Origin of the sequence: Sphingomonas sp. S1-29, assembly GCF_026167545.1 — a bacterium.
Taxonomy (GTDB): Bacteria; Pseudomonadota; Alphaproteobacteria; order Sphingomonadales; family Sphingomonadaceae; genus Sphingomonas.
The window spans coordinates 3,215,690-3,238,074 of sequence record NZ_CP110678.1; the positions used below are offsets into that span (position 1 = coordinate 3,215,690).

Genomic DNA, 22,385 nt, shown 5'->3' on the forward strand with positions numbered 1-22,385 from the left:
TGTGGCTGCTGCAGGCGCGAACGCCTGCAGCGTGGCCGCGGTCAGGCGGCGATATCGTAGGGTTTGATCTCGCCCGCCAGGTACAGATTCCGCGCCTTGGCGCGGCTCAATTTGCCCGAGCTGGTGCGCGGCAGGGTGCGCGGCGGCACGAGCTCGACGACGCAGTGCATGCCGGTCACCGAGCGTACCCGTTCGCGGATGTCGTCGCGCAGCCGCGAGCGTTCGGCGTCGTCGCTGGTGCGGCATTGGACCAGCACGGCGGGGGTTTCCTCGCCGCCCGGCGTGGTGATCGCGAAGGCGGCGATGTCGCCCGCCTTGAAGCCGGGCAATTGCTCGACCGCCCATTCGATGTCCTGCGGCCAGTGGTTGCGGCCGTTGATGATGATCATGTCCTTGGCGCGGCCGACGATATAGACGTAGCCGTCGGACAGATATCCCATGTCGCCGGTGTCGAGCCAGCCATCGGTCATGCACGCGTCGGTCGCGGCATCGTCGCGGAAATAGCCCGCCATCAGCGACGGGCCCTTGCACCAGACCTTCCCGATCGCCTTGTCGGGGAGCGGGGTGCCGTCTTCCTCGCGGATTTCGACCGCCATGTCGCGCACCGGCCGGCCGCAATTGACGATCGCGCGGAAGCGCTGCGGGCGCCCGCCATCGACCGACATGCCCGAGAGCTGCGTCTCCTCGACGAGCTCGACGACGATGCCTTCGCCCGGGGGCATGATCGACACCGCCAGCGTCGCTTCGGCAAGACCGTAGCTCGGCAGGAAGGCCGAGGCGGCGAAGCCCGCATCGGCGAAGGCGTCGACGAATTTCTGCATCACGTCGGGGCGGATCATGTCGGCACCGTTGCCCGCGACGCGCCAGCGCGACAGGTCGAAGCGTTCGGACGCCTTGGTCTGGCTCGACATGCGGCGCGCGCAGATGTCGTAGCCGAAGGTGGGCGAATAGGAGAGGGTGGTCCCCGGATTGCGGCTGATGAGGTCGAGCCAGGCGAGCGGGCGCCGCGCGAAATCCTCGGTCTTGAGATAATCGGCCGACACCTGGTTGGCGACCGGCGAGAGCAGGCAGCCGACCAGCCCCATGTCGTGATACCAGGGCAGCCACGAAATGCAGCGATCGCCATCGATCAGCTTCATGCCGTGCGAATGCGCCGCAAGGTTGTTGAGCAAGGCGCGGTGGCTGATGATGACGCCGTGCGGGAAGCGCGTCGATCCGCTCGAATATTGCAGATAGGCGATGTCGTCGGCGGTGGCGGTGGGCAGCGTGACCGCGGGAGCCTCACGCAGGCCGAAGCTTTCCCATTCGATCCCCTCGACGCCCGCGATCCGCGCGGCCTCACCCGCCATCGCGGCGAGCTCGGCGGGGTAGAACAGCATCGTCGGGTCGCAGCTGGCAAGCTGGACGCGCAATTGGTCGATATAGCTGTCGCGGCCGCCGAACGAGGTGGGCAGCGGCAGCGGCACCGGCCAGCCGCCGGCATAGACCACGCCGAAGAACAACGAGGCGAATTCGGGGCCGGTCTCGGCGACCAGCGCGATGCGATCGCCGGGGTTGACGCCGGCAGCGATCAGCCGCGCCGCCTGGTCGAGCGCGTCGCTGCGCAGCTCGGCATAGGGATAGGCGCGCGCGAGGGTGCCGCGGGCGTCGTGGAAGTTCAGCCCGCGCTCGCCGCGCGCGGCATAGTCGAGCGCCTCGCCCAGCGTTTCGAAATCCGAAAAGCGGCGCGGCAGCGCATCGCTGCTGGGCGTGGCCGCCCGGTTGGTCGTCTCGGATAATCTCACGTCACGCGGTCCCGATACCCTTTTACGTCGTTTACGTCGTTTTCCGGGCGTTCTGCCCGTTGTGGCCGACGGCTTTCGTTGCGCAGCCAACCAAAAGCAAGTCGCTGGCCGATTTTTCACCCATCGATGGACTTTGCTAGATCGTGCGCCAGTGTGGCACAAACATGGCATGGCCCGAATCCGCAGTCCTGCGCCGCCGCTTGCGCCCGATACGCTCGAACGGCTGGCGCTGCGCTATGTCGAGCGGTTCGCGACGACGCGCGCCAAGCTGGCGACGTATCTGGCGCGCAAGATCCGCGAGCGCGGCTGGGGCGAGGATATGGATCCGCCGGCGATCGACGCGCTGGTCGAGCGGATCGCCGCGCTCGGCTATATCGACGATCGCGCGTTCGGCGAGGCGCGCGCGGCGGCGCTGACGCGGCGTGGGTTCGGCGCGCGCCGGGTGGCGATGGCGCTCCAGCAGGCGGGGGTGGGCGGCGAGGATGCTGTCGGCATCGTGCCGCAAGCCGAGGAAAAGGCGGTGGAAAGCGCGCTGAGCTTCGCGCGTCGCAAGCGGATCGGCCCGTATGCCCGCGAGGCCGCCGAACGACCGGGGCGCGAAAAACATATGGCCGCGATGATTCGCGCCGGCCACGCCCCTGCGCTGTCACGCCGCATCGCAGCAATGCAGCCATTGTCCCATTCCGGGCAAGATATTGATATTGAAGCGCTACTCCTCCATTCGCTTTATTGAAACGCTGTGTTAAGATATTGGACGGGGGTAATATAAAGATGCGTTCAGATCCGCAACCGGTGCCGGATGCGTTCGACATGGAGCTGCCGATGGCCCGAGAGGACGATCATGGCGGGCAGGTTGATGCGCCCGTGTATTCGGGCGTCGTCAAATGGTTCGACGTTACGCGCGGCTTTGGATTCGTCATCGCCGACGAACAAGACGTCGGCGATATTCTTGTCCATTTCTCGGTATTGCAGGATCATGGGCGGCGCAGTCTTCCCGAGGGTGCGCGCGTCGAGTGCCGCGCGGTGCGGCGCCAGCGCGGATTCCAGGCGAGCCAGATCGTCACGATCGACTTGTCGACCGCGATCGAAGCCCCGAGGCTGCAAGGGCAGGGTGATCGCGCCGACCGGCTGAAGCTGGTCGACGATGCCGGGCCGTTCGAGCCGGTGATCGTCAAATGGTTCAACCGGCTGAAGGGCTATGGCTTTCTGGTGCGTCCCGACGGCGACGGCGATATCTTCGTCCACATGGAAACACTGCGCCGCGCCAATATCGACGAGGTCGAGCCCGACCAGCCGCTGCGCGCGCGGATCGTCGCGGGCGACAAGGGACCGCTTGCGGTGGCGATCGAAAAGCCCGAATGAAGCGAGATGGTATCGCGTAGTCTTAGGGCGCCGCTGGTTTGCGCGCTCCTCATCACCGCCGGCTGCGATGCCGGGGGTTCGGCCAATGCGATTTCGGCGCAGTCGCCCGGCCCAGCCGCCGCGACGGCGCAGCGATCGGTGCCGCTGACGATCACCACCGCCAGCGGCGCGCATCGGTTCGACGCAGAGCCCGCGCGTACCCGTGCCGAGCAGGATCGCGGGCTGATGTACCGCACCGATCTCGGCCCGAAATCGGCGATGCTGTTCTATCCCTATCCCGCCGAGGGGGGAGGGCCCAAGGAGGCGAGCTTCTGGATGAAGAACACGCCGACCCCGCTCGACATTATCTTCATCCGCGCCGACGGGACGATCGCGAGCATCGCCGAGAACACCGTGCCCTTTTCCGAAGCGCCGGTGCCGTCGGGTGAGCCGGTGGGCGCGGTGCTCGAGCTGGTCGGCGGGCGCGCCGCCGAGCTCGGCATCTCGCCGGGCGACAAGGTCAGCTGGGCGGGTTTCCCCGCGGGCTGAACGTGGCGCATGCGGGCCTGCGACGAGGCACGTTGCCACCGCCCCCGCGAACGCGCTAATGGGACCAACATGGGTATCCTCGGATCGATCTTCACCTGGTGGAACGGCGCCACCATCGGCACCACGCTGGCGCTGCGCGGCAAGCAAAAGATGGGCAGCGATTCGCTGGGCAACGTCTATTGGATGGGCGGCAAGGACACTGCGGGGCGTCCTCGCCGCTGGGTGATCTACAACGGCGCCAACGATGCCAGCCGGGTGCCCCCCGAATGGTTCGGCTGGCTGCACCAGCAAAGCGACGACGTGCCCGACCAGTCGGTGCAGCCGCGCGCCTGGGAACAGCCGCCCTTGCCCAACCAGACCGGCACCGCGCTTGCCTATCGCCCGCCGGGGGCGCTGGAAAAGGGTGGCCAGCGCGTCCGCGCCACCGGCGACTATGAGGCGTGGTCGCCCGAGGGATGAGGCTTCGTCGGGTCCTGGGCGGCACCGCGATCGCCGCCGCGCTGGGTGTCGGCGCGTGGCAGGGCATCGCGATGCTCGGACATGGCCGCGCGGTGGCTACCACGCCGACCGCTGCGACCTCGATCGACGTGCCCGCGCCCGCACCCAAGGCGGCTAGCGACATCGTCACCGTCGAGAGCGAGGAATCGAACCTCGCCGCCACGCGTGGGACCACGCCGATGGCGCAGCGTGTCGCGGTGGTGGGGCTGCTCAACAAGCGCAACGGCGAAAGCCGCGACCTGACGCTGCGGCCGGGACAGGCGGTGCGGATCGGCGACGCGATCGTGCGGCTGCGCGCGTGCGAAGTCACCGCGCCGTGGGAGACCGAGCAATATACCGGCGCCTTCGTCCAGCTCGACACGCGCGGCAGCGACGCCAAATGGCGGCGCGCCTTTTCGGGCTGGCTGTTCAAGGAGCGGCCCGCGCTCAACGTCGTGCCGCATCCGATCTATGACGTGTGGCCCAAGAGCTGCACGATGTCGCGGCCCGACACCGGGCCCGATACCGTCGACATGACGAAGGGATCGGGCGAGGCGAGCGGCGCGGGGGCGGCGAGGCCGACCTCGCGCAGGCGGTCGAGCGCGCCGAACACCCCGGTGACCACCGGCGCGCCCGAGGCGAGCCCTGCCGAGGTCTCGCCGAGCGAGGCGCCGAGCAACGCCATATAGGCGTCGCGGCGGATCTCGATCGCGCCGAGCGATCGGAGGTGGTCGGTCTGGAACTGGCAATCGAGCAGGGTGAAGCCGCCGACGCGTAGCCGCGCGGTGAGCCAGGCGAGCGCGACCTTCGACGCATCGGTGGCGCGGCTGACCATGCTTTCGCCGAAGAACGCGCGGCCGAGCGCCAGGCCATAGAGCCCGCCGACCAGCCGATCGCCGTCCCAGCACTCGATCGAATGCGCGAAGCCGCGTTCGTGGAGCTGCGCGAAAACATGCGCGATCGGCGGGTTGATCCAGGTTTCGGGCCGGTCGGTCGCCGATTGCGCGCACAGTGCGACGATCGCGTCGAAGGCACGATCGGCGGTGACGCGGTAGCGGTCGCGCGTGATCGTCTTGCGCAGCGAGCGCGAGAGATGGAAGCCATCGAGCGGCAGCACGCCGCGCAATTTGGGCTCGACCCAATAGACGCCAGGGGCATCGCGATGGTCGGCCATCGGGAACACCCCCATCGCATAGGCACGCAACACCAGTTCGGGATCAAGCTCCTGGTATAGCGAGAGCCGGCGGGTCATCGCGCCGCCGACAGCCGGCGTTCGACCGCTTGCCACAGCCCCGCGAACGCCGCCTGCGCCGCGCTCTTGGGGGCGAAGGCGCCGACGGGTAGGCGGCGCGCCGCCATCGTCTCGACCATGCTTGCCATCGGGATCACCGGCCAGTCGGGATGCAGCGCGAGCCGGTCGGCGTGCAGCTTGCGGCGCTTGTCGACCATCGCGTGGACCGGCAGCAGCGGCACCTTGCCGCCCTTGCGATCGAGATGCTGCACCACTTCCTCGAAGGCGCGGGTGGCGAGCGGCGAGGGGATGATCGGCACGATGATGAGGTCGGCGGCGCGCATCACCTGTTCGCTGGTTTCGGTGAGCCCCGGCGGGCAATCGAGGATCAGCCGGTCATAGGCCGAATCGAGCGAGCCGACGAGCTTGGCGAGCCGCTTCTTCTTGTCGAGCGAGTGGAAGACGACATCGAGGCTGCGCAGCGAGGTGTCGGCACCGATCAGGTCGAGGCGGTCGATCCCGGTCGGGCGGACCAGCCGGGTCGGCTCGACATCCTTGGTGAAGATTGCCTGCGCCGAATCGGCGGCGCGCTGGTCGCGGCCGAGCAGGAAGGTCGAGGCGGCCTGGGGATCGAGGTCCCACAACAGCGTGCGTCGGGCGGATAATTGCGCGGCGCACCAGGCGAGGTTGACCGCCAGCGTGGTCTTCCCGACGCCGCCCTTCAAACTATAGACCGCCACTACCGCCAATTGCCCGCCGCTCCCGTCCTTGCCCGTGGACGAGCATGCCCCAACCGATGGGCGGCGTGCAAAGAAAAAGGCCGGCGGGATGGTCCCGCCGGCCTATGATCATGTGGAGGATGGCGCGATCAGGCGCGGCAGGTCTGCTCGCCCTTGCCCGGCTGGGTCACGGTGATGTTTTCCATGTCGCCGGTAAGCGAATAGCCTTCGGCGACATAGGGCTGACCAGCCTCGGGCGCGCGCAGCGGCGTCGGGGTCTCGCCACGCTTGTCGCGCAGGTTCACCAGCTTGTCGCCGTCGAAGAATTCGACGTACAGCAGGCTGTTGTCCTTGCAGCGGAACGCGACATTGCCGCGGATCGCGGGCGGCAGTTCGACGGGTGCTGCCTTTTCCTTTGCAGCGGCCAGCGGGTCGGGCGCCCGGCTGTCGACGACTTCGGGTTCGGCCTGCTGGCACGCGGCCAGCGACAGGGCGGCGAGGACCGCCACGGCGGGGAGGATGCGATGCTTCATGGGCACGCGATTTCGCGTATGCAGCACGCTGCGTCAAGCGAAACCCGTAGCGTTCGGCTAAGCTGAACGCTTGTTCATTGTTGCGCCGCGACAGGCGCGGCCGCATTATTCGCCAACACGATCTCGACGCGGCGGTTCTTCTGGCGGCCGTCGGGATCGTCGCCGCCGGTGGGGTTGGCGTTGGGCGCGGTGGGGCGCAACTCGCCGAGCCCGATCGCGGTGAGGATCGCGGCGTCGACCTGGCGCTGCTCGACCAGATAGTCGCGGACGGCTTGTGCGCGGCCTTCGGAAAGCCGCTTGTTATAGGCATCGTCGCCCTTGGCGTCGGTATGGCCCTCGATCGACACGCTAGGCGGATTCTGCGCCTTGATGAGCTCGGCAAGCTTGTCGAGCGTGCCGCGTGCGTCGGCGCGGATCTTCGCCTTGTCGAAGTCGAACAGCACGTCGCCGGGGAGCGACACCAGCGTGCCGCGATCGGTCTGGGTGGCGTTGAGCTCGGTCTGCAGCGTCTGGACCTGCGACAGGTTCGAGGTCGCGACCGAGCCGGCGCCGAAGCTGCTGCCGGTGCCGTTGGCGATCTCAAGCGTCGAATAGCCGGCGCGCGATGCCCTCAGGCTGCTGACTTTTTTTTTGAGCCATCGTCGGACCACGCGGTGGCGGGGGTGGGGATGTCGAGGATGAATTTCGGGTTGCTCGCGCTCTCGCTGGTCGAGCCGCTTTCGTTGAGCACCAGCTGGAGGCGGTCGGTCTGCGGGACCGCGCCAACGAACACCAGGTCGCCGGTCATCGTCGCGCCGCTTTCGACTTCGATCTGCTCGTTGAGTTGCGGCGGCGACACGATGAACTTGCGGTTCTCTGCCAGCAGGAAAGTGCGCTTGCTGTTGCGCAGCCAGTTGAGGTCCACCGGGCGGGTGTGGCCGTTGACATAGGTGATGTTCACGATCGTCTCGGTGGGTTTCACCTGGATCGCATTGACCTTGAGCACGCCGCCATTGGGGTGGACCTGTTCGAGCGCGAGCCGGGTCGGCTTGCCGTCGGCGAAGAGCTTGTCGAAGATGCCGGCTTCCTCGGGGGTGAGGTTCGCCTCGCTGTTGCCGACCGTCGCGGCGGCCTCGGCCTCGGCATTGGCGGCGTCTTCGGTGCGGGTGTTGCATGCGGCGAGCGCCAGTGCGGCGGACAAGGTCAGGACGGACAGCGAGACGGGCTTCATGCGATCGGCGCTCCGGGATCGTTGCGGTAGGCGAATAACCGACCGGGGCGGGCGCGGTTCCTAGCGGCTCACCGCGTCCTCAGGCGTCCTCGTCGCGCGCGCCATGGCGTACCGAGAGGATTTCGACGCGATCGCCCGCGACGCGATAGCGGATGAGATAGGGGTAGACCACCGAGAGCTGGCGGATGCCGGGCGCGATCTCGCGGCCGCGGTTGGGGAAGTCGACCAGCGACATTCCGGCGGTCATGATGCGCCGCGCAACCCGCTTCCCCGCGGGCTCGTTGAGCAGCGACACATAGTCATCGATCGCGCGCAGCTCGATGATTGCTGCTGCCGACCAGATGACCCGATACATTAGTCGCCGACTTGGGGCGGAGGAATGCGCTTCCCGTCAACGATGCTCTGCAGCCAACGCATCACCGCCTCGTTGCTGATGACCCGGCCGGCCTCGATATCGGCGATCGCGCGCGCATCGGCAGCGGCGACCACCGCGGGATCATCGAAGATACCCGGTTCGTCGGGGTCCCAGAAAGGTTCGGTCACCTCGTTCATGGGGTTGTCCTACCAAAAGAAAGCGGCGGCGCCAAATTGGGCACCGCCGCTGTTCCTTACTTCGCGTCGGCGGGTTCGGTCTTCTTGCCGCCGCCCTTGCGCTTGGCCTTTTTAGGCGGCGCGGGGACGATTTCGAAGGCGAGTGCCGCGTCCTTAAGCTTCACGTTCACTTCGCCGCCGTGCATCAGCTTGCCAAACAATAGTTCCTCGGCGAGCGGCTGCTTGACCTTCTCCTGGATCAGTCGGCCCATCGGGCGTGCGCCGTAGAGCTTGTCGTAGCCGCGCTCGGTGAGCCAGGCCTTCGATTCATCGTCCAACCGGATATGCACGCCGCGATCGGCGAGTTGGAGTTCGAGCTGGAGGATGAACTTGTCGACGACGCGGGCGACCACTTCGGGGGGCAGATAGCCGAACGGAACGATCGCATCGAGACGGTTGCGGAATTCAGGGGTGAAGAGCTTCTTCACCGCTTCCTCCTGCACATCGTCGCGATTGCTGGCGCCAAAACCGATCGATTCGCGCGCCATGTCCGACGCGCCCGCATTGGTCGTCATGATCAGGATGACGTTGCGGAAATCGACGGTCTTGCCGTGGTGATCGGTCAGCTTGCCGTTGTCCATCACCTGCAACAGGATGTTGAACAGGTCGGGATGCGCCTTCTCAATCTCGTCGAGCAACAGCACGCAATGCGGCTGCTGGTCGATCGCGTCGGTGAGCAGGCCGCCCTGATCATAGCCGACATAGCCCGGAGGCGCCCCGATCAGCCGGCTGACCGAGTGGCGTTCCATATATTCGGACATGTCGAAACGCTGGAGCGGGATGCCCATGATCTCGGCAAGCTGGCGCGCGACTTCGGTCTTGCCGACGCCGGTGGGGCCGGTGAACAGATAGTTGCCGATCGGCTTGTCGGGCTCACGCAGCCCCGCGCGCGACAGCTTGATCGCCGAGGACAGCACTTCGATCGCGGCATCCTGGCCGAACACCACGCGCTTGAGATCGGTGCCCAGATTGGCGAGCACGCGGGTATCGTCCGATGACACCGTCTTCGGCGGGATCCGCGCCATCGTCGCGATGACTTGTTCGATCTCCTTGGAGGTGATGACCTTCTTACGCTTGTTGGGGGCGACCAGCATCTGCATCGCGCCGACCTCATCGATCACGTCGATCGCCTTGTCGGGCAATTTGCGATCGTTGATGTAGCGTGCCGAAAGCTCGACCGCCGACTTTATCGCGTCGGGGGTGTACTTCACCGAGTGATGCCCCTCGAACGCGCTGCGCAGCCCCGACAGGATCTTGATCGTGTCTTCGATCGTCGGCTCGTTGACGTCGATCTTCTGGAACCGGCGCAACAACGCGCGGTCCTTTTCGAAATGGTTGCGGAATTCCTTGTAGGTGGTCGATCCGATGCAGCGGATCGTGCCCCCCGACAGCGCGGGCTTGAGCAAGTTCGACGCATCCATCGCGCCGCCGCTGGTCGCGCCGGCACCAATTACGGTGTGGATCTCGTCGATGAAAAGCACCGCGTGCGGCAGCTTTTCGAGCTCGTTGACGACCTGCTTCAGCCGCTCCTCGAAATCGCCGCGATAGCGCGTGCCAGCCAGCAATGCGCCCATGTCGAGCGAATAGATGACTGCGGGCAGCAGGACTTCGGGAACGTCGCCCTCGACGATCTTGCGCGCCAAGCCTTCGGCGATCGCGGTCTTGCCGACGCCGGGGTCGCCGACATAGAGCGGGTTGTTCTTCGAGCGGCGGCACAGGATCTGCACCGTGCGATCGACCTCGGGACCGCGGCCGATCAACGGATCGATCTTGCCGTTCTTGGCCTTTTCGTTGAGGTCGACGCAGAACTGCTTGAGCGCGCTTTCCTTGGCGTCCTTGCCGCCCTTTTGCGCGGGCTTGTCCTCTTCGGCGGCGCCCTTCACTTCGCGGGCTTCGGTGGGCGCGCCGCCCTTGCCGACGCCGTGACTGATGAAGCTGACCGCGTCGAGCCGGCTCATGTCCTGCTGCTGCAGGAAATAGACCGCATAGCTCTCGCGCTCGCTGAACAGCGCGACGAGCACGTTGGCGCCGGTCACTTCGTCGCGGCCCGAGGACTGGACGTGGAGGATCGCGCGCTGGACGACGCGCTGGAAGCCGCTGGTGGGCGAGGGATCGGTGGCGCTGTCGACCTTGAGCGCTTCGAGCTCGGTGTCGAGATAGGTCGCGACCGTGGCCTTGAGATCGCCCAGGTCGACGCCGCACGACGCCATGACCTTGGCGCCATGTTCATCGTCGATGAGCGCGAGCAACAGATGTTCGAGCGTCGCATATTCGTGCCGACGCGAGGACGCAGCCTCGAGCGCTTTGTGGAGCGTTGATTCGAGTGCGGATGCGAAAGACGGCATGGGGTTAGCTACTCCAATCGGCCGCAGCGTGACACGCGGCCCTTTGCACCAATGTCGGGTCGGCAGGGCGGTTCGGCAAGCGGGGCGCCGGCAACGGGCTTTGGGCCATGCGGGCAACCGGGCGGTTCATCGGCGGAACAGCGCGTCGGCGCTGTCGCGATGGCGCACCGCCTTGTCGATATGCCGCCGAACCCGAGCAATCTCGCCCTCGAGCGCGGTGACGCGCGCCTCGAGCTCGGCGATCGACAGCGGGTCGAGGTCCTGCACCACCAAAGCGGCGAGCGTATCGTCCTTGCGACGCGGGAGATTATCGTCGGCGTCCATGACGCCAAACGTTGACCCGTGCGGCGGCGATGTCAATAAGACCGACGAATTCCTGCGGCAGGGGGCACCGCGACGCAATGACCTTATCCGAAACGATGCCGGATGCGATGTGGGCGATCGATCCCGAGGGAGCGGGCGGTCCCGAATTGCTGGTGCCGGTGCGGCGCCCGGTGCCCGCGCCCGAGCCCGGCGAAGTGCTGCTGCGCGTCGCCGCCGCCGGCGTGAACCGCCCCGATGTGATGCAGCGCAAGGGGCTGTACCCGATGCCGCCGGGGGCGCCGTCGATCCTGGGGCTCGAAGTGGCGGGCGAGATCGTCGCGGTAGGCGAGGGGGTCGATGAAGTGATGCTCGGCCAGCCGGTGTGCGCGCTGCTGGCAGGCGGCGGCTATGCCGAATATGCGGCGGCACCCGCGGGGCAATGCCTGCCGGTACCGCATGCGCTGACGATGATCGAGGCGGCGGCGCTGCCCGAGACGCTGTTCACGGTGTGGACCAATTTGTTCGAGCGCGCTTATGCCAGCGAGGGCGACACGGTGCTGGTGCATGGCGGCACTTCGGGAATCGGCACGATGGCGATCCTGCTCGGCGGGCTGTTCGGGCTGACGACGATCGTGACGGTTGGCTCCGAGGCGAAGCGCGAGGCGGCGCTGGCGCTGGGTGCCGACCATGCGATCAACTACAAGACCGCCGATTTCGTCGAGGAGGTCCGCCGGATCACCGACGGCGCGGGGGTCGCGGCGGTGCTCGACATGGTCGGCGGCGATTATGTGCCGCGCAACCTGAAATGCCTGGCCGAGGATGGCCGCCATGTTTCGATCGCGGTCCAGCGCGGCGCCGAGGCGAGCGTGCCGCTGTTCGAGATCATGCGCCGCCGGCTGACGCTGACGGGCTCGACGCTGCGCCCGCGCGACGGCCAGTTCAAGGCGCTGGTCGCCGACGAGCTTCAGGCGAATGTATGGCCGCATGTCGAGGCGGGGCGACTGAAACCGGTGATCGACCGGACCTTTCCGCTGGCCGAGGCGGCCGATGCGCACCGCTGGATGGAAGCGGGCGATCATGTGGGGAAAATCGTGCTGACGATGGGGTGATAAAATGTCAGCCGCTTCAACGATTTGGTAGTCTAGCGGGTGTACGCCGGCCAGCATGTCGACTGCTCCACGATTGGGCCTGTACTGGCTTCGGATAGCCGGCGTCGCTGCCCTTTTGGCGACCGCCGGCACCGCCGCCTTTTTGGGGCTGCAAGAGAGCCGGGTTGTTCCCAATGTTGTCGTCGAAGCCGATCCATTCGAATGGCCTCAAGACTGTCCGCCTGGCAATTACGGGTTGCAACAACGCGTTCCCAAACGATGCGCCGCTCCAAAATACAGGGTACGAAACGCTACCGAGCTTGGCTTGGTCGATACCGCTGGCGGTCGCCGCAACCTTCGATGGTATCGCATTGGCAACGACGCACTCCTGATAGAGTATTTCAGCGTCCGCACATGCTACATCCATGCGCGTTCAATCGGGAAGTTCGTCCCACGCGGTTATTGGCGCGCTAGCGGCGTCCGGCCGCCGGCGGGAGGCGTGCACCAAATGTGAGGTCGGACAGCGAGGTTGGTTGACGCGGTGCTTCTACATCTTTTCTCGTCCCCGCCTTCGCGGCAATGACGGGAGTCTGCAATCTCGATGACCTCGTGCCCCGCACCGGCGCTGGACCATGGCGGAACCAGTCCCTTAATCCACGCCATAGCTTCTTTCTCGCGCTCGACGTCGGCGGCCATCGCGCGATAACCGGCGTCGAGCATAGCGGTGTCCAACTCGGACCGGGATGTGACTTCCATTCCACCACCTCCTGTCCGCAGGACCAGTTGGCAAGTACGCCACCGCCGCTCGCAAATGACGCTCTTGTGACTCCCCGCGCCCCAACCTGTAACATTTCCCCTGCATAGGACGCCCAGACAAGGACAACCGCAGGAAACCTTGGACATGGGCGCTATCACCCGACTCCCGTTCGACGCCGCGATCACCGACCGTTTGTTGGGGCAGGGGGGCGATTTCGGCACGCTCGAGCCTTCGGTGCCCGAAAAGATCATCGAGCGGCGGCAATATCGCACCGTGTGGATCAGCGACGTCCATCTGGGCACGCGCGGCTGCAACGCCGAGATGCTGATCGACTTTCTCGACCATGTCGACAGCGACACCATGTATCTGGTGGGCGACATCTTCGACGGCTGGCAGCTCAAGAAGAAATTCTACTGGCCCGCGACGCACAACGACATCGTCTGGCGGATCATGAAGCGCGCCAAGCGCGGTACCAAGATCGTCTATATCCCCGGCAACCATGACGAGATGTTCCGCCAGTTCACCGGGCTCGATTTCGGCGGGGTGAAGATCAAGCGGCAGGCGATCCATACCACCGCCGATGGCCGCCGGCTGCTGGTGCTGCACGGCGACGAATTCGACGCGATCACGCTGTCGCACCGCTGGCTCGCGCATGCCGGCGACTTTGCGTATCACATGATGATGACGCTCAACCGCTGGGTGAATCTGTATCGCCGCGCGCTGAAGCTGCCTTATTGGTCGCTGAGCAAATATGCCAAGCACAAGGTGAAGAACGCAGTCGAGTTCATTTCGAACTTCGAGGAGATCGTCGCGCACGAGGCCAAGACGCGCGGCGTCGACGGGGTGATCGCGGGGCATATCCACACCGCCGACTATCGCCATATCGACGGAATCGATTATTATAACGATGGCGACTGGGTCGAGGGCTGTACGGCCTTGGTCGAGCATGAGGATGGACGGATGGAAATCCTGCACTGGGCCGACGAGATCGCGGCGCGCGAGCGCGATATTGCTGCCGCAGCGACCGATGCCGAGGTGCGCATGACCGAGGCGCGCGTGGCGGCCTGACGCGCATGCGGATCGCGATCGTCACCGATGCCTGGGAGCCGCAGGTCAATGGCGTCGTCCGCACGCTCCAATCGGTGAGAGCGGTGCTGGAACGTCAAGGGCATGAGGTGATGGTGGTTTCGCCCGACCGTTTCTATTCGGTGCCGTGCCCGACCTATCCCGAGATCCGGCTGGCGATGGTGCGCACCGCGACGGTGGGCGGGCTGCTGGCCGATTTCCAACCACAGGCGATCCATCTGGCGACCGAGGGGCCGCTGTGCATCGCCGCGCGGCGCTGGTGCCTGCGGCGGGGCTATCCCTTCACCACCGCCTATCACACCCAGTTTCCCGATTATGTCTCGGCGCGCTCGGGCGTGCCCGCCGAGTGGATCTGGCGCTATATCCGCTGGTTCCATGCGCCGGCGCGTGCGGTGCTCGCCTCGACCCCGTCGATCCGGCAGACGTTGGTGGCGCATGGGCTCGAGCAGGTGCGGCATTGGGGGCGCGGGGTCGATCTGGCAGCGTTCCATCCCGGCGTCGCGCCGCATCCCGAGCTGGCCGGGCTCGCGGGGCCGATCCAGCTCTATGTCGGGCGGATCGCGGTCGAGAAGAATCTCGAGGCGTTCCTCGAATGCGCGCACCCCGGCAGCAAGGTGGTGGTGGGTGACGGGCCGGCGCGCGCGGCGCTGGCGGCGAAATATCCCGAGGTGCGCTTCATGGGGCCGCGCTTCGGCGACGAGCTGGCGCGCTTTTATGCCGGGGCCGACGTGTTCGTCTTCCCCAGCCGCACCGACACCTTCGGGCTGGTGATGATCGAGGCGCTTGCCTGCGGGACGCCGGTGGCGGCCTATCCGGTGACCGGGCCGATCGATATCGTAACGCCTGAGGTGGGGGCGCTGGCCGAAACGCTCGACGAAGCGATCGCCGCCGCGCTGACCCGCGACCGCGCGGCGTGCGCCGCCTATGGCCGGCAATTTACCTGGGAGGCGAGCGCGGCGCAGTTCCTTGGCGCGCTGGTGCCGATCGGCGGGGTCGATCGCGCCGCCGCCTGACGTCACGCTACTCCTTGCCCTTGGGCCGGCGCTGCACTAAGTCTTCGCCATTACACGGCCACCCCGGAAGGGGTGGCCCTTATTGTTTCTGGAGACTTTGCCGTGGCCCAGCCTTTGATGCCGCATGCGACCGCTTCCTGGCTGGTCGACAACACCGCGCTTTCGTTCGACCAGATCGCCGATTTCTGCGGCCTGCACATCCTCGAGATCCAGGCGATCGCCGACGACACGACCTCGGCCAAGCTGACCGGGCGCGATCCGGTGCGCGCGCACGAGCTGACGCAGGACGAGATCGAGAAGGGCCAGGCCGATCCCGATTATCGGCTGGTGATGCAGAAGGGCCCCGAGCAGGTCCGCCGCACCAAGGGCCCGCGCTATACCCCGGTGAGCAAGCGCCAGGACAAGCCCGACGGCATCGCCTGGATCATCCGCAACCACCCCGAGATTTCGGACGGCGCGATCGGCAAGCTGATCGGCACCACGCGCACGACGATCGCGGCGCTGCGCGACCGCAGCCATTGGAACATCGCCAACATCACGCCGAAGGATCCGGTGACGCTGGGGCTGTGCTCGCAGCGCGAGCTCGACGCACTCGTCGCCAAGGCGGCGAAGGCCGCGGGGATCGAGGCGCCGACCGACACCCGGCTCGAAGGCGATCGCGAAGTGCTGCTGGCGCAATTGCGCGCCGAGCGCGAGGCGCTGGCGCGCGGCGACGTGGTCGAGACCGAGAAGCCATTGTTCAAGAGCGACATCGTCGATCCCTGGAAGAAGTGATGTTCTAAATTCCCCTCCCTTTCGGGAGGGGCAGGGGGTGGGTAGCGTGCTCGTGATACGGCTGCGCGGCTGGTGAACCCGGCCGTACCACCCGGACCCGACCCGCCCCCCAACCCCTCCCTTTCAGGGAGGGGAGACCTTCGACCCCATTGCCTCCGCGCGCGCCGAAGCTACGCTGCCCCCAACTTATCGGGAGCCAGCCATGACCGACCTGCGCCAGCGTGCGATCGACCTCTACGACGCCTTCACCCATGAGCATCGCGACCGGCGGCAATTGCTGCGCGAGACCGCGCTGCTGGTCGGATCGGTCGCGGCTGCCGAGGCGCTGATCGCGACGATCGCGGCATCACCCGCCGCCGCGCAGCAAATCGCCGCCGACGATCCGCGGTTGCTGACCGAAACCAAGACCGGGGTCGAGGCAGGCAAGCCCTTCACCGCGTATTTCGCCGCGCCGCGCCAGGCCGCGCGCAACGCCGGCTATGTGTTGGTCGTCCATGAAAATCGCGGGCTCAACGCGCATATCAAGGACGTCGCGCGCCGCGTGGCGCTAGCCGGCTATCGCGCGATCGCGCCCGATTTCCTCGCACCGCAGGGCGGCACCCCCGAGGATGAGGACCAAGCGCGCGCGCTGATCGGCACGCTCGATTACGACCTGGCGCTGGCGCAAGCGGTCGCTACCGCCAAGCGTGTGAAGCGCGATACGCGCGGCGCGCGCGTCGGCGCGGTCGGTTTTTGCTGGGGCGGCGCGTTCGTCAACCGGCTGGCGGTGGCGGCGGGCGACGCGCTGGACGCCGGCGCATCCTATTACGGCCCGGCGCCCGCCCCGACCGAGGCAGCGAAGGTTCGCGCCGCGATGGTCGTCCATCTGGCGGGCAAGGACGCGCGGGTGAACGCTACCGGGGTGCCATGGGGCGAGGCGCTGAAGGCGGCGGGCAAGGGCGAGGCGTTCGTCTATCCCGAGGTCGACCATGCGTTCAACAACGATACCTCGACCGCGCGCTACGACAAGGCGGCGGCCGATCTTGCCTGGTCGCGGACGCTGGCGCTGTTCGCGAAGCATCTTGACGGCTGAGCGATTTCGTTCGACATTTGTTCCGACACGACTCGGAGGCGATCATGAGCGACGACTTGGTTTTCTACACCAACCCCATGTCGCGCGGGCAGATCGCGCGCTGGATGCTCGAGGAGGCGGGTGCGCCCTACCGCACCGAGCTGCTCGAATATGGCACGATGAGCAGCGAGGCCTATCGCGCGATCAACCCGATGGCGAAGGTGCCGGCGATCCAGCATGGCGACCGCGTGGTGACCGAATGCGCGGCGATCTGCGCGTATCTGGCGGACGCCTTTCCCGAAGCCGGGCTGGCGCCGCCGACCACCGACCGCGCCGATTATTATCGCTGGCTGTTCTTTGCCGCCGGGCCGGTCGAACATGCGGTGACCAACCGCGCGATCGGCGTCGAGGTGCCGCCCGACAAGCAGGGGATGGTCGGCTATGGCGATTTCGACCGGGTGGTCGACGTGCTCGATGGCTGGCTGGCGACGCACGACTATGTCGCGGGCGGACGCTTCACCGCGGCCGATGTCTATGTCGGGGCGCAGGTGATCTGGGGGCTGGGGTTCGGTTCGCTGCCCAAGCGGGCTTCGTTCGAAGCCTATGCGGCGCGGTTGACCCAGCGGGAGGGGTATTTGCGTGCCAAGGCGATGGACGATGCGTTGATCGCGGAGATGCAGGCGGTGGCGGGGTAGGGGAGCTTGCTTCGACCCGGATGCCGTTCGTTTCGAGCGAAGTCGAGAAATGGGCCTGAGCGCTGGGGGCGGTTTCTCGACTTCGCTCGAAACGAACGGGTGGGTTGGGCGTGCAGGTCTGGAGCTGGTGGCTTTTGGCTCGCGGCTTTCATGGGGCGCTGCCCGCTGGCCGAGAGGCGGTGCGCATGCCTTGGTAATCGTCTGCACGTGGGTGCCGCACCCTCCGCCCCAGACCACTCCCCTCCCTGGACAAGGGAGGGTTGGGGGTGGGTCGGTTCGCGAGGGAACGCCTCGCGCGCCACGGGCCTACCCACCCCCGGCCCCTCCCTTGTCCAGGGAGGGGAGGATTGGGATCGGGTCGTCCGTTTGGTCCCCTTCCGTTCGTCCTGAGCAGGGGCTGATCTGAGCGAAGACCCTTATCGAAGGACATTTCCCCCAGGCGGGCCGGTGCTTCGATACGCCGCTTCGACAAGCTCAGCGGCTACTCAGCACGAACGGGGTGGGGCGGGGCGAATGTCGGGATGGACGGGTGAGCGACACGCCGCCGCCTCGAACAACAAGTCCTCTGACCTTCCCCCCCGTTCGTCCTGAGTAGGGGCTGAGCTTGTCGAAGACCCGTATCGAAGGATCTGCCCCAGGCGGGCGGGTGCTTCGGTACGCTGCCCTGCGACTGCCTGCCGAGGCAGGCGCTCGGGACAGGCGTCGACAAGCTCAGCGGTTACTCAGCACGAACGGTCTGTAGGCGATCAGTCTCCTCACCGCGGCGCGGGCGGGGTCCTTCCGGCGAACGATACGATGCTCTCGGTCCCGTCCGCCGCAACCGACGATACCCCGAAGAAGTGATCGTCGACGATCACGTCCTTGACCACCAATTCGGTCCCGGTGGTGTCGCGATGGTTGGTCCAGTCGGCGGTGTCGTTGCGGCGCCAGTGGATGCGATAGCGGGCGGCGCCCTCGACCGGTTGCCACTTCACCGTCGCGTCGAAGCTCAGCGCGCCATCGACGCTCACGCCCTCGGGGGCGGCGGGGGCGCCCGCGAGTCGGCGGGCGGCGGCGACGTTGATCGCGGTGACCTTCGCCAGATAGGGGAAGTCCATCTTGTCGATCGTGTCGCCATAGACGCGGCCGTTTTCGGTGCGCAGATTCTGGTGCTGCTGGTCGTAATTCTCGGCGCCGACCGAGAAGCGTACCGCCGGATAGCCCAGCCGCAGGAACGCCTCGTGATCGCCACCACGGCCGAAGCGGTCGGGGCGGCGGACTGCGAACACGTCGAGCGCGCCGGGCATGCCTTCGGCGACGTCGTCGATCGCCTTGGCGAGCGAGCGGCTGGGGCCGTCATCCTCGCCGCCGTCGCCGCGCCGGCGTTTGGCTTCCTCGATCGTCTCGACCTGGCGGATGCCTTCGGAGAAGACGCGGACGCGGTCGGCGACTCGCTTGCCGTTCTGGCCAACCGTGTTGCCGACGATGTCGTTGCTGAGCACCGCCGAGACCTTCCAGCCGCGCTCGCGCGCGGTTTCGGCGAGCAACGTCGCGCCCCACAGCCCCTGTTCCTCGCCCGAGAGCGCGGCATAGACGATCGTCGCGCGATGCTTCTGCTTCGACAGCAACCGCGCGGCTTCGAACACCAGGGCGACCCCCGAGGCATCGTCGTTTGCGCCGGGCGCATCGCCGGTCGCGTCCATCACGTCGCTGTTGCGGCTGTCGATATGCCCCTGAAGGATCACGACGCGGCCGGGCTCGGTGCCCGGCTGGATCGCGAGCACGTCGACGACGTTCACGCCGGTCGGCGCGCGCGGGCCGGTGAAACTGCGCTCGATCGTCTCGGTCTTGATGCAGCCGCCGCACGCCTTGGCGATCCGATCGAACTCGGCCTGCGCCCAGCGGCGCGCGGCGCCGATCCCGCGCTTGGGATCGGTGACCGAGGAGGCGGTGTGGCGGGTGCCGAAATCGACCATCGTCTGGACATCGGCGCGCAGCCGCTGCGGGCTGGGCTGGTCTTGCGCGATGGCGGGGGTGGCGAGGAGGACGAGCGGGAGGGGGAGGGTTTTGAGCATGGCGCGAACGTGGCTGGAAATCGGGCGCGGCTCAAGGTCTTCGTTTGGGGGAACGCGCTGGTGATTGCGGAATACCCTTTTCCCGTTCGTGCTGAGCCTGTCGAAGCACTGCTCTTCTTCTGCGACTGACCCGCGAGAGAAGAACGGTGCTTCGACAAGCTCAGCACGAACGGGGGTAGGCTCCCTCAGCTCAAGCGGTCGATCGCGTCGCGATCGAGGCTGCCGGGGATGATCATCAGCGGCACCGAGAGCGTGCCCGCATCGGCGCCGGCGAAGTGCGACACTAGCGGCCCCGGCGGGCCGCTCGCGGCGGCGCCGAGCACCAGCGCGGCGATGTCGGGGTTGGCGGCGATCATTTCGCGGACGACCTTGGGGCCTTCGCCCTGGCGCACGGTGATCGAGGGCTTGAGCCCCGATTCGGTGAGCAACGTACCCGCGGCGCCGGCGACCAGCGCCTCGGCGCGCTGCAGCGCTTCCTCCTCGATCGTCGCCATCACGCCGCCCCATTGGACGAAGTCGGGGGTGGGGACGAGCGCGAGGATCTCGACCCCGCCGCCGGTCTTGACCGCACGCCGCGCGGTGAAGCGCATCGCGATCTCGGATTCGGGACTTTCGTCGATCACCACCAGATAGGTACGCATTTGCTCTCCCCCTTTTTCCCACAGGTGGCCCGGCGCGCGCCCGCGTGCAAGATGCCGTTACGGGTTCGTGCGGTTCGCGCGGGGCTTTGGCCGCCGCGAGGTAACCCCAAGCCTTGACCTGCGCGGGTCACATCGCGAAGGAAGGCCTTCCCCAGGATCAAATGCCAGGATTTGCGATGTCGATCGAACTCAAGATGCCGGCGCTGTCACCGACGATGGAAGAAGGCACGCTGGCCAAATGGCTGGTCAAGGAAGGCGACAGCGTGAAGTCGGGCGACCTGATGGCGGAGATCGAGACCGACAAGGCGACGATGGAATTCGAAGCGGTCGATGAAGGCGTGATCGCCAAGATCCTGGTCGCCGAGGGCACCGACGGGGTGAAGGTCGGCACCGTGATCGCGATCATCGCCGAAGAGGGCGAGGATGCGGGATCGGTCGAAGCGCCCCAGGCGGCTGCCGCGCCCGCACCCAAGGCCGATAATGTCGGCCCCGCGGCGACCGCCGACGAGGCGCGTACCCAGGAAGTCAGCGAAGAGACCGGCGCGACCGATGCTGCCGGTACCGCGCCAGCCGCGGCGTCGGGCGATCGCGTGAAGGCTAGCCCGCTGGCGCGCCGGCTGGCCGCCGAAAAGGGCATCGAGCTTTCGGCGCTGGCGGGTTCGGGGCCGAATGGCCGGATCGTGAAGGCCGATCTCGAGGGCGCCAAGCCGGGCGCCGCGCCCGCTGCCCAAAAGGCCGCCGCGCCTGCCGCCAAGAGCGAAGCGCCTGCTGCCGCTGCGGCCGCGCCGACCGAGGCCAAGGCTGTTTGGTACGACGAAAGCATCCCGCACGAGGTCGAGAAGCTCTCGAACATCCGCAAGACGATCGCGCGTCGCCTGACCGAGGCGAAGCAGACGATCCCGCATATCTATCTGACGCTCGACATCCGGCTCGATGCGCTGCTCAAGCTGCGCGGCGAGCTCAACAAGGGGCTCGAGAGCCGCGGCGTGAAGCTGTCGGTCAACGACATGCTGATCAAGGCGCTGGGCGTCGCGCTCGAGGCGACGCCCAAGTGCAACGTCACCTTCCTGGGCAACGAGCTGGTCAGCTACAAGCGCGCCGACGTGTCGGTCGCGGTATCGACGCCGTCGGGGCTGATCACGCCGATCATCCGCGACGCCGCCAGCATCAGCCTGTCGAAGATTTCGACGCAGATGAAGGAGCTCGCCGGGCTCGCCAAGGACAACAAGCTCAAGCCCGAGCAATATCAGGGCGGCACCGCGAGCATCTCGAACATGGGGATGTTCGGGATCAAGCAGTTCGATGCGGTCATCAACCCGCCGCAGGGGATGATCCTGGCGGTCGGCGCGGGCGAGAAGCGGCCCTATATCGTCGACGATGCGCTGGGCGTCGCGACGGTGATGTCGGCGACCGGCAGCTTCGATCACCGCGCGATCGACGGGGCCGACGGGGCGCAGCTGATGAAGCTGTTCAAGGAGCTGGTCGAAAGCCCGCTTGGCATGATCGCCTGAGCGACCCGCAATGGCGTTTCGCGTCCTGATCGAGGTCTTCTACGTCCTGCTCGGACTGGGCGCGGCGATCGTGATCGGGCTGACCGCCGAATGGGCGTATCCGATCGGCGCCAAGAATATCTGGCTGGTGACCTATGCCGCGATGGTTGCGGTCGTCTTGATGGGGGTGCGCCCGATCGTGCGCGCCGCCCGGGGAACACGTAAATGAACGCCGAAATCCCGCCCGAGGGCAGCCCCGCGATCCGCGTGACGACGATGCCCGGTGACGCGAACGCCTATGGCGACATCTTCGGCGGCTGGCTGATGAGCCAGATGGACATGGCCGCCGGGCTGGTCGCGGCGCGCTATTCGAAGGGGCGCGCGGTGACGATCGCGATGGACGGGATGCAGTTCCATGCACCCGTGGCGGTGGGCGACGAGGTGTCGGTCTATTGCGAGATGGTGAAGGTGGGTCGCACTTCGATGACGATCGCGGTCGAAGCCTGGCGCCGCGACCGGCATCAGGAAGAACAATGCCGGGTGACGCAGGCGCGATTCGTGTTCGTCGCGATCGACGAGCAACGGCGGCCGCGGGCGGTGACCGGTTGAGGTTGCGAACCGGCAGGTGTAACCCCAGGTTACACCCTGGAGGT

Annotated in this window: 25 protein-coding genes and 1 pseudogene; 14 read left to right on the forward strand and 12 right to left on the reverse strand. The window is 66.8% G+C overall.

Annotated elements, in window-relative coordinates:
• Positions 1–41: 41 nt before the first annotated feature.
• Positions 42–1,784: a fatty acyl-AMP ligase gene (locus OKW76_RS15325; RefSeq protein ID WP_265549758.1), complete on the reverse strand. Its 1,743-nt coding sequence runs from the start codon at positions 1,782–1,784 to the stop codon at positions 42–44.
• A 169-nt stretch (positions 1,785–1,953) separates the two neighbouring features.
• On the opposite strand from OKW76_RS15325, the gene OKW76_RS15330 reads away from it, so the two are divergent.
• From OKW76_RS15330 to OKW76_RS15350, 5 genes and pseudogenes are all read left to right on the forward strand, one after another.
• Positions 1,954–2,517, forward strand: a complete 564-nt coding sequence (locus tag OKW76_RS15330) for a regulatory protein RecX (protein WP_265549760.1) — start codon at positions 1,954–1,956, stop codon at positions 2,515–2,517.
• A gap of 89 nt (positions 2,518–2,606) precedes the next feature.
• Positions 2,607–3,146 (forward strand): cold shock domain-containing protein, encoded by a 540-nt coding sequence (locus tag OKW76_RS15335; protein WP_265553033.1) that lies wholly within the window; start codon positions 2,607–2,609, stop codon positions 3,144–3,146.
• Positions 3,147–3,152: 6 nt separating this feature from the next.
• Positions 3,153–3,674, forward strand: a complete 522-nt coding sequence (locus OKW76_RS15340; RefSeq protein WP_265549762.1) for a DUF192 domain-containing protein — start codon at positions 3,153–3,155, stop codon at positions 3,672–3,674.
• 69 nt (positions 3,675–3,743) lie between these two features.
• Positions 3,744–4,133, forward strand: coding sequence for an NADH:ubiquinone oxidoreductase subunit NDUFA12 (locus OKW76_RS15345; RefSeq protein ID WP_265549764.1), 390 nt, complete (start codon positions 3,744–3,746; stop codon positions 4,131–4,133).
• 218 nt (positions 4,134–4,351) lie between these two features.
• A pseudogene (locus OKW76_RS15350) lies at positions 4,352–4,585 on the forward strand (DUF2155 domain-containing protein); the annotation flags it as partial.
• Between the two features lie 35 nt (positions 4,586–4,620).
• Here the strand turns inward: OKW76_RS15350 and aat are convergent.
• The 9 genes from aat to OKW76_RS15395 all read right to left on the reverse strand — a co-directional run bounded on the left by aat (position 4,621) and on the right by OKW76_RS15395 (position 11,104).
• A complete protein-coding gene (aat, locus tag OKW76_RS15355) occupies positions 4,621–5,403 on the reverse strand; it encodes a leucyl/phenylalanyl-tRNA--protein transferase (RefSeq protein WP_265549765.1) in 783 nt (260 codons plus the stop codon).
• Entirely contained in the window at positions 5,400–6,131 is a 732-nt protein-coding gene (locus OKW76_RS15360; RefSeq protein ID WP_256506735.1) for a ParA family protein, read from the reverse strand. Before OKW76_RS15360 ends, aat begins: the two co-directional genes overlap by 4 nt.
• Before the next feature lie 119 nt (positions 6,132–6,250).
• Complete coding sequence (locus OKW76_RS15365; protein WP_256506736.1) at positions 6,251–6,634, reverse strand: hypothetical protein; 384 nt, start codon at positions 6,632–6,634, stop codon at positions 6,251–6,253.
• Positions 6,635–6,708: 74 nt separating this feature from the next.
• Positions 6,709–7,284, reverse strand: a complete 576-nt coding sequence (locus tag OKW76_RS15370) for an OmpA family protein (RefSeq protein ID WP_265549768.1) — start codon at positions 7,282–7,284, stop codon at positions 6,709–6,711.
• Entirely contained in the window at positions 7,245–7,844 is a 600-nt protein-coding gene (locus OKW76_RS15375) for a hypothetical protein (RefSeq protein WP_265549770.1), read from the reverse strand. The genes OKW76_RS15370 and OKW76_RS15375 overlap by 40 nt, the downstream gene beginning before the upstream one ends.
• A 79-nt stretch (positions 7,845–7,923) precedes the next feature.
• Entirely contained in the window at positions 7,924–8,199 is a 276-nt protein-coding gene (locus tag OKW76_RS15380; RefSeq protein WP_265549772.1) for a type II toxin-antitoxin system RelE/ParE family toxin, read from the reverse strand.
• Complete coding sequence (locus tag OKW76_RS15385; RefSeq protein ID WP_265549774.1) at positions 8,199–8,396, reverse strand: CopG family transcriptional regulator; 198 nt, start codon at positions 8,394–8,396, stop codon at positions 8,199–8,201. The genes OKW76_RS15380 and OKW76_RS15385 overlap by 1 nt, the downstream gene beginning before the upstream one ends.
• Positions 8,397–8,452: 56 nt before the next feature.
• Positions 8,453–10,780: an ATP-dependent Clp protease ATP-binding subunit ClpA gene (gene clpA, locus OKW76_RS15390; RefSeq protein ID WP_265549776.1), complete on the reverse strand. Its 2,328-nt coding sequence runs from the start codon at positions 10,778–10,780 to the stop codon at positions 8,453–8,455.
• A 126-nt stretch (positions 10,781–10,906) separates the two neighbouring features.
• Positions 10,907–11,104 carry a DUF1192 domain-containing protein gene (locus OKW76_RS15395; RefSeq protein WP_265549778.1) on the reverse strand — a complete coding sequence of 66 codons (198 nt, stop codon included), beginning with the start codon at positions 11,102–11,104 and terminating at the stop codon, positions 10,907–10,909.
• 77 nt (positions 11,105–11,181) lie between these two features.
• On the opposite strand from OKW76_RS15395, the gene OKW76_RS15400 reads away from it, so the two are divergent.
• The 6 genes from OKW76_RS15400 to OKW76_RS15425 all read left to right on the forward strand — a co-directional run bounded on the left by OKW76_RS15400 (position 11,182) and on the right by OKW76_RS15425 (position 17,547).
• Positions 11,182–12,192, forward strand: a complete 1,011-nt coding sequence (locus OKW76_RS15400; RefSeq protein WP_265549780.1) for an NAD(P)H-quinone oxidoreductase — start codon at positions 11,182–11,184, stop codon at positions 12,190–12,192.
• 880 nt (positions 12,193–13,072) lie between these two features.
• Positions 13,073–13,996, forward strand: a complete 924-nt coding sequence (locus OKW76_RS15405) for a UDP-2,3-diacylglucosamine diphosphatase (protein WP_265549782.1) — start codon at positions 13,073–13,075, stop codon at positions 13,994–13,996.
• Between the two features lie 5 nt (positions 13,997–14,001).
• On the forward strand, positions 14,002–15,027 hold the full coding sequence (locus tag OKW76_RS15410; RefSeq protein WP_265549784.1) for a glycosyltransferase family 4 protein: 1,026 nt from the start codon (positions 14,002–14,004) through the stop codon (positions 15,025–15,027).
• Between the two features lie 102 nt (positions 15,028–15,129).
• Positions 15,130–15,801 (forward strand): DUF1013 domain-containing protein, encoded by a 672-nt coding sequence (locus tag OKW76_RS15415; RefSeq protein WP_256506746.1) that lies wholly within the window; start codon positions 15,130–15,132, stop codon positions 15,799–15,801.
• 202 nt (positions 15,802–16,003) lie between these two features.
• On the forward strand, positions 16,004–16,873 hold the full coding sequence (locus OKW76_RS15420) for a dienelactone hydrolase family protein (protein WP_265549786.1): 870 nt from the start codon (positions 16,004–16,006) through the stop codon (positions 16,871–16,873).
• A 44-nt stretch (positions 16,874–16,917) separates the two neighbouring features.
• Positions 16,918–17,547: a glutathione S-transferase family protein gene (locus tag OKW76_RS15425; RefSeq protein WP_265549788.1), complete on the forward strand. Its 630-nt coding sequence runs from the start codon at positions 16,918–16,920 to the stop codon at positions 17,545–17,547.
• 755 nt (positions 17,548–18,302) lie between these two features.
• Here OKW76_RS15425 and OKW76_RS15430 read toward each other — a convergent pair.
• The gene (locus tag OKW76_RS15430) at positions 18,303–19,601 is read right to left on the reverse strand and encodes a M28 family metallopeptidase (protein WP_265549790.1); all 1,299 of its coding nucleotides are present in this window, start codon (positions 19,599–19,601) and stop codon (positions 18,303–18,305) included.
• 185 nt (positions 19,602–19,786) lie between these two features.
• Positions 19,787–20,242, reverse strand: a complete 456-nt coding sequence (locus tag OKW76_RS15435) for a universal stress protein (RefSeq protein ID WP_265549791.1) — start codon at positions 20,240–20,242, stop codon at positions 19,787–19,789.
• Between the two features lie 176 nt (positions 20,243–20,418).
• Between OKW76_RS15435 and OKW76_RS15440 the strand changes: the two genes are divergently transcribed.
• Genes OKW76_RS15440 through OKW76_RS15450 form a run of 3 tightly spaced genes read left to right on the forward strand, consistent with a single transcriptional unit; the run spans position 20,419 to position 22,341 of the window.
• Positions 20,419–21,753: a pyruvate dehydrogenase complex dihydrolipoamide acetyltransferase gene (locus OKW76_RS15440; RefSeq protein WP_265549792.1), complete on the forward strand. Its 1,335-nt coding sequence runs from the start codon at positions 20,419–20,421 to the stop codon at positions 21,751–21,753.
• Between the two features lie 10 nt (positions 21,754–21,763).
• On the forward strand, positions 21,764–21,961 hold the full coding sequence (locus tag OKW76_RS15445) for a hypothetical protein (protein ID WP_265549793.1): 198 nt from the start codon (positions 21,764–21,766) through the stop codon (positions 21,959–21,961).
• On the forward strand, positions 21,958–22,341 hold the full coding sequence (locus OKW76_RS15450; protein ID WP_265549794.1) for an acyl-CoA thioesterase: 384 nt from the start codon (positions 21,958–21,960) through the stop codon (positions 22,339–22,341). Before OKW76_RS15445 ends, OKW76_RS15450 begins: the two co-directional genes overlap by 4 nt.
• Positions 22,342–22,385: the final 44 nt, after the last annotated feature.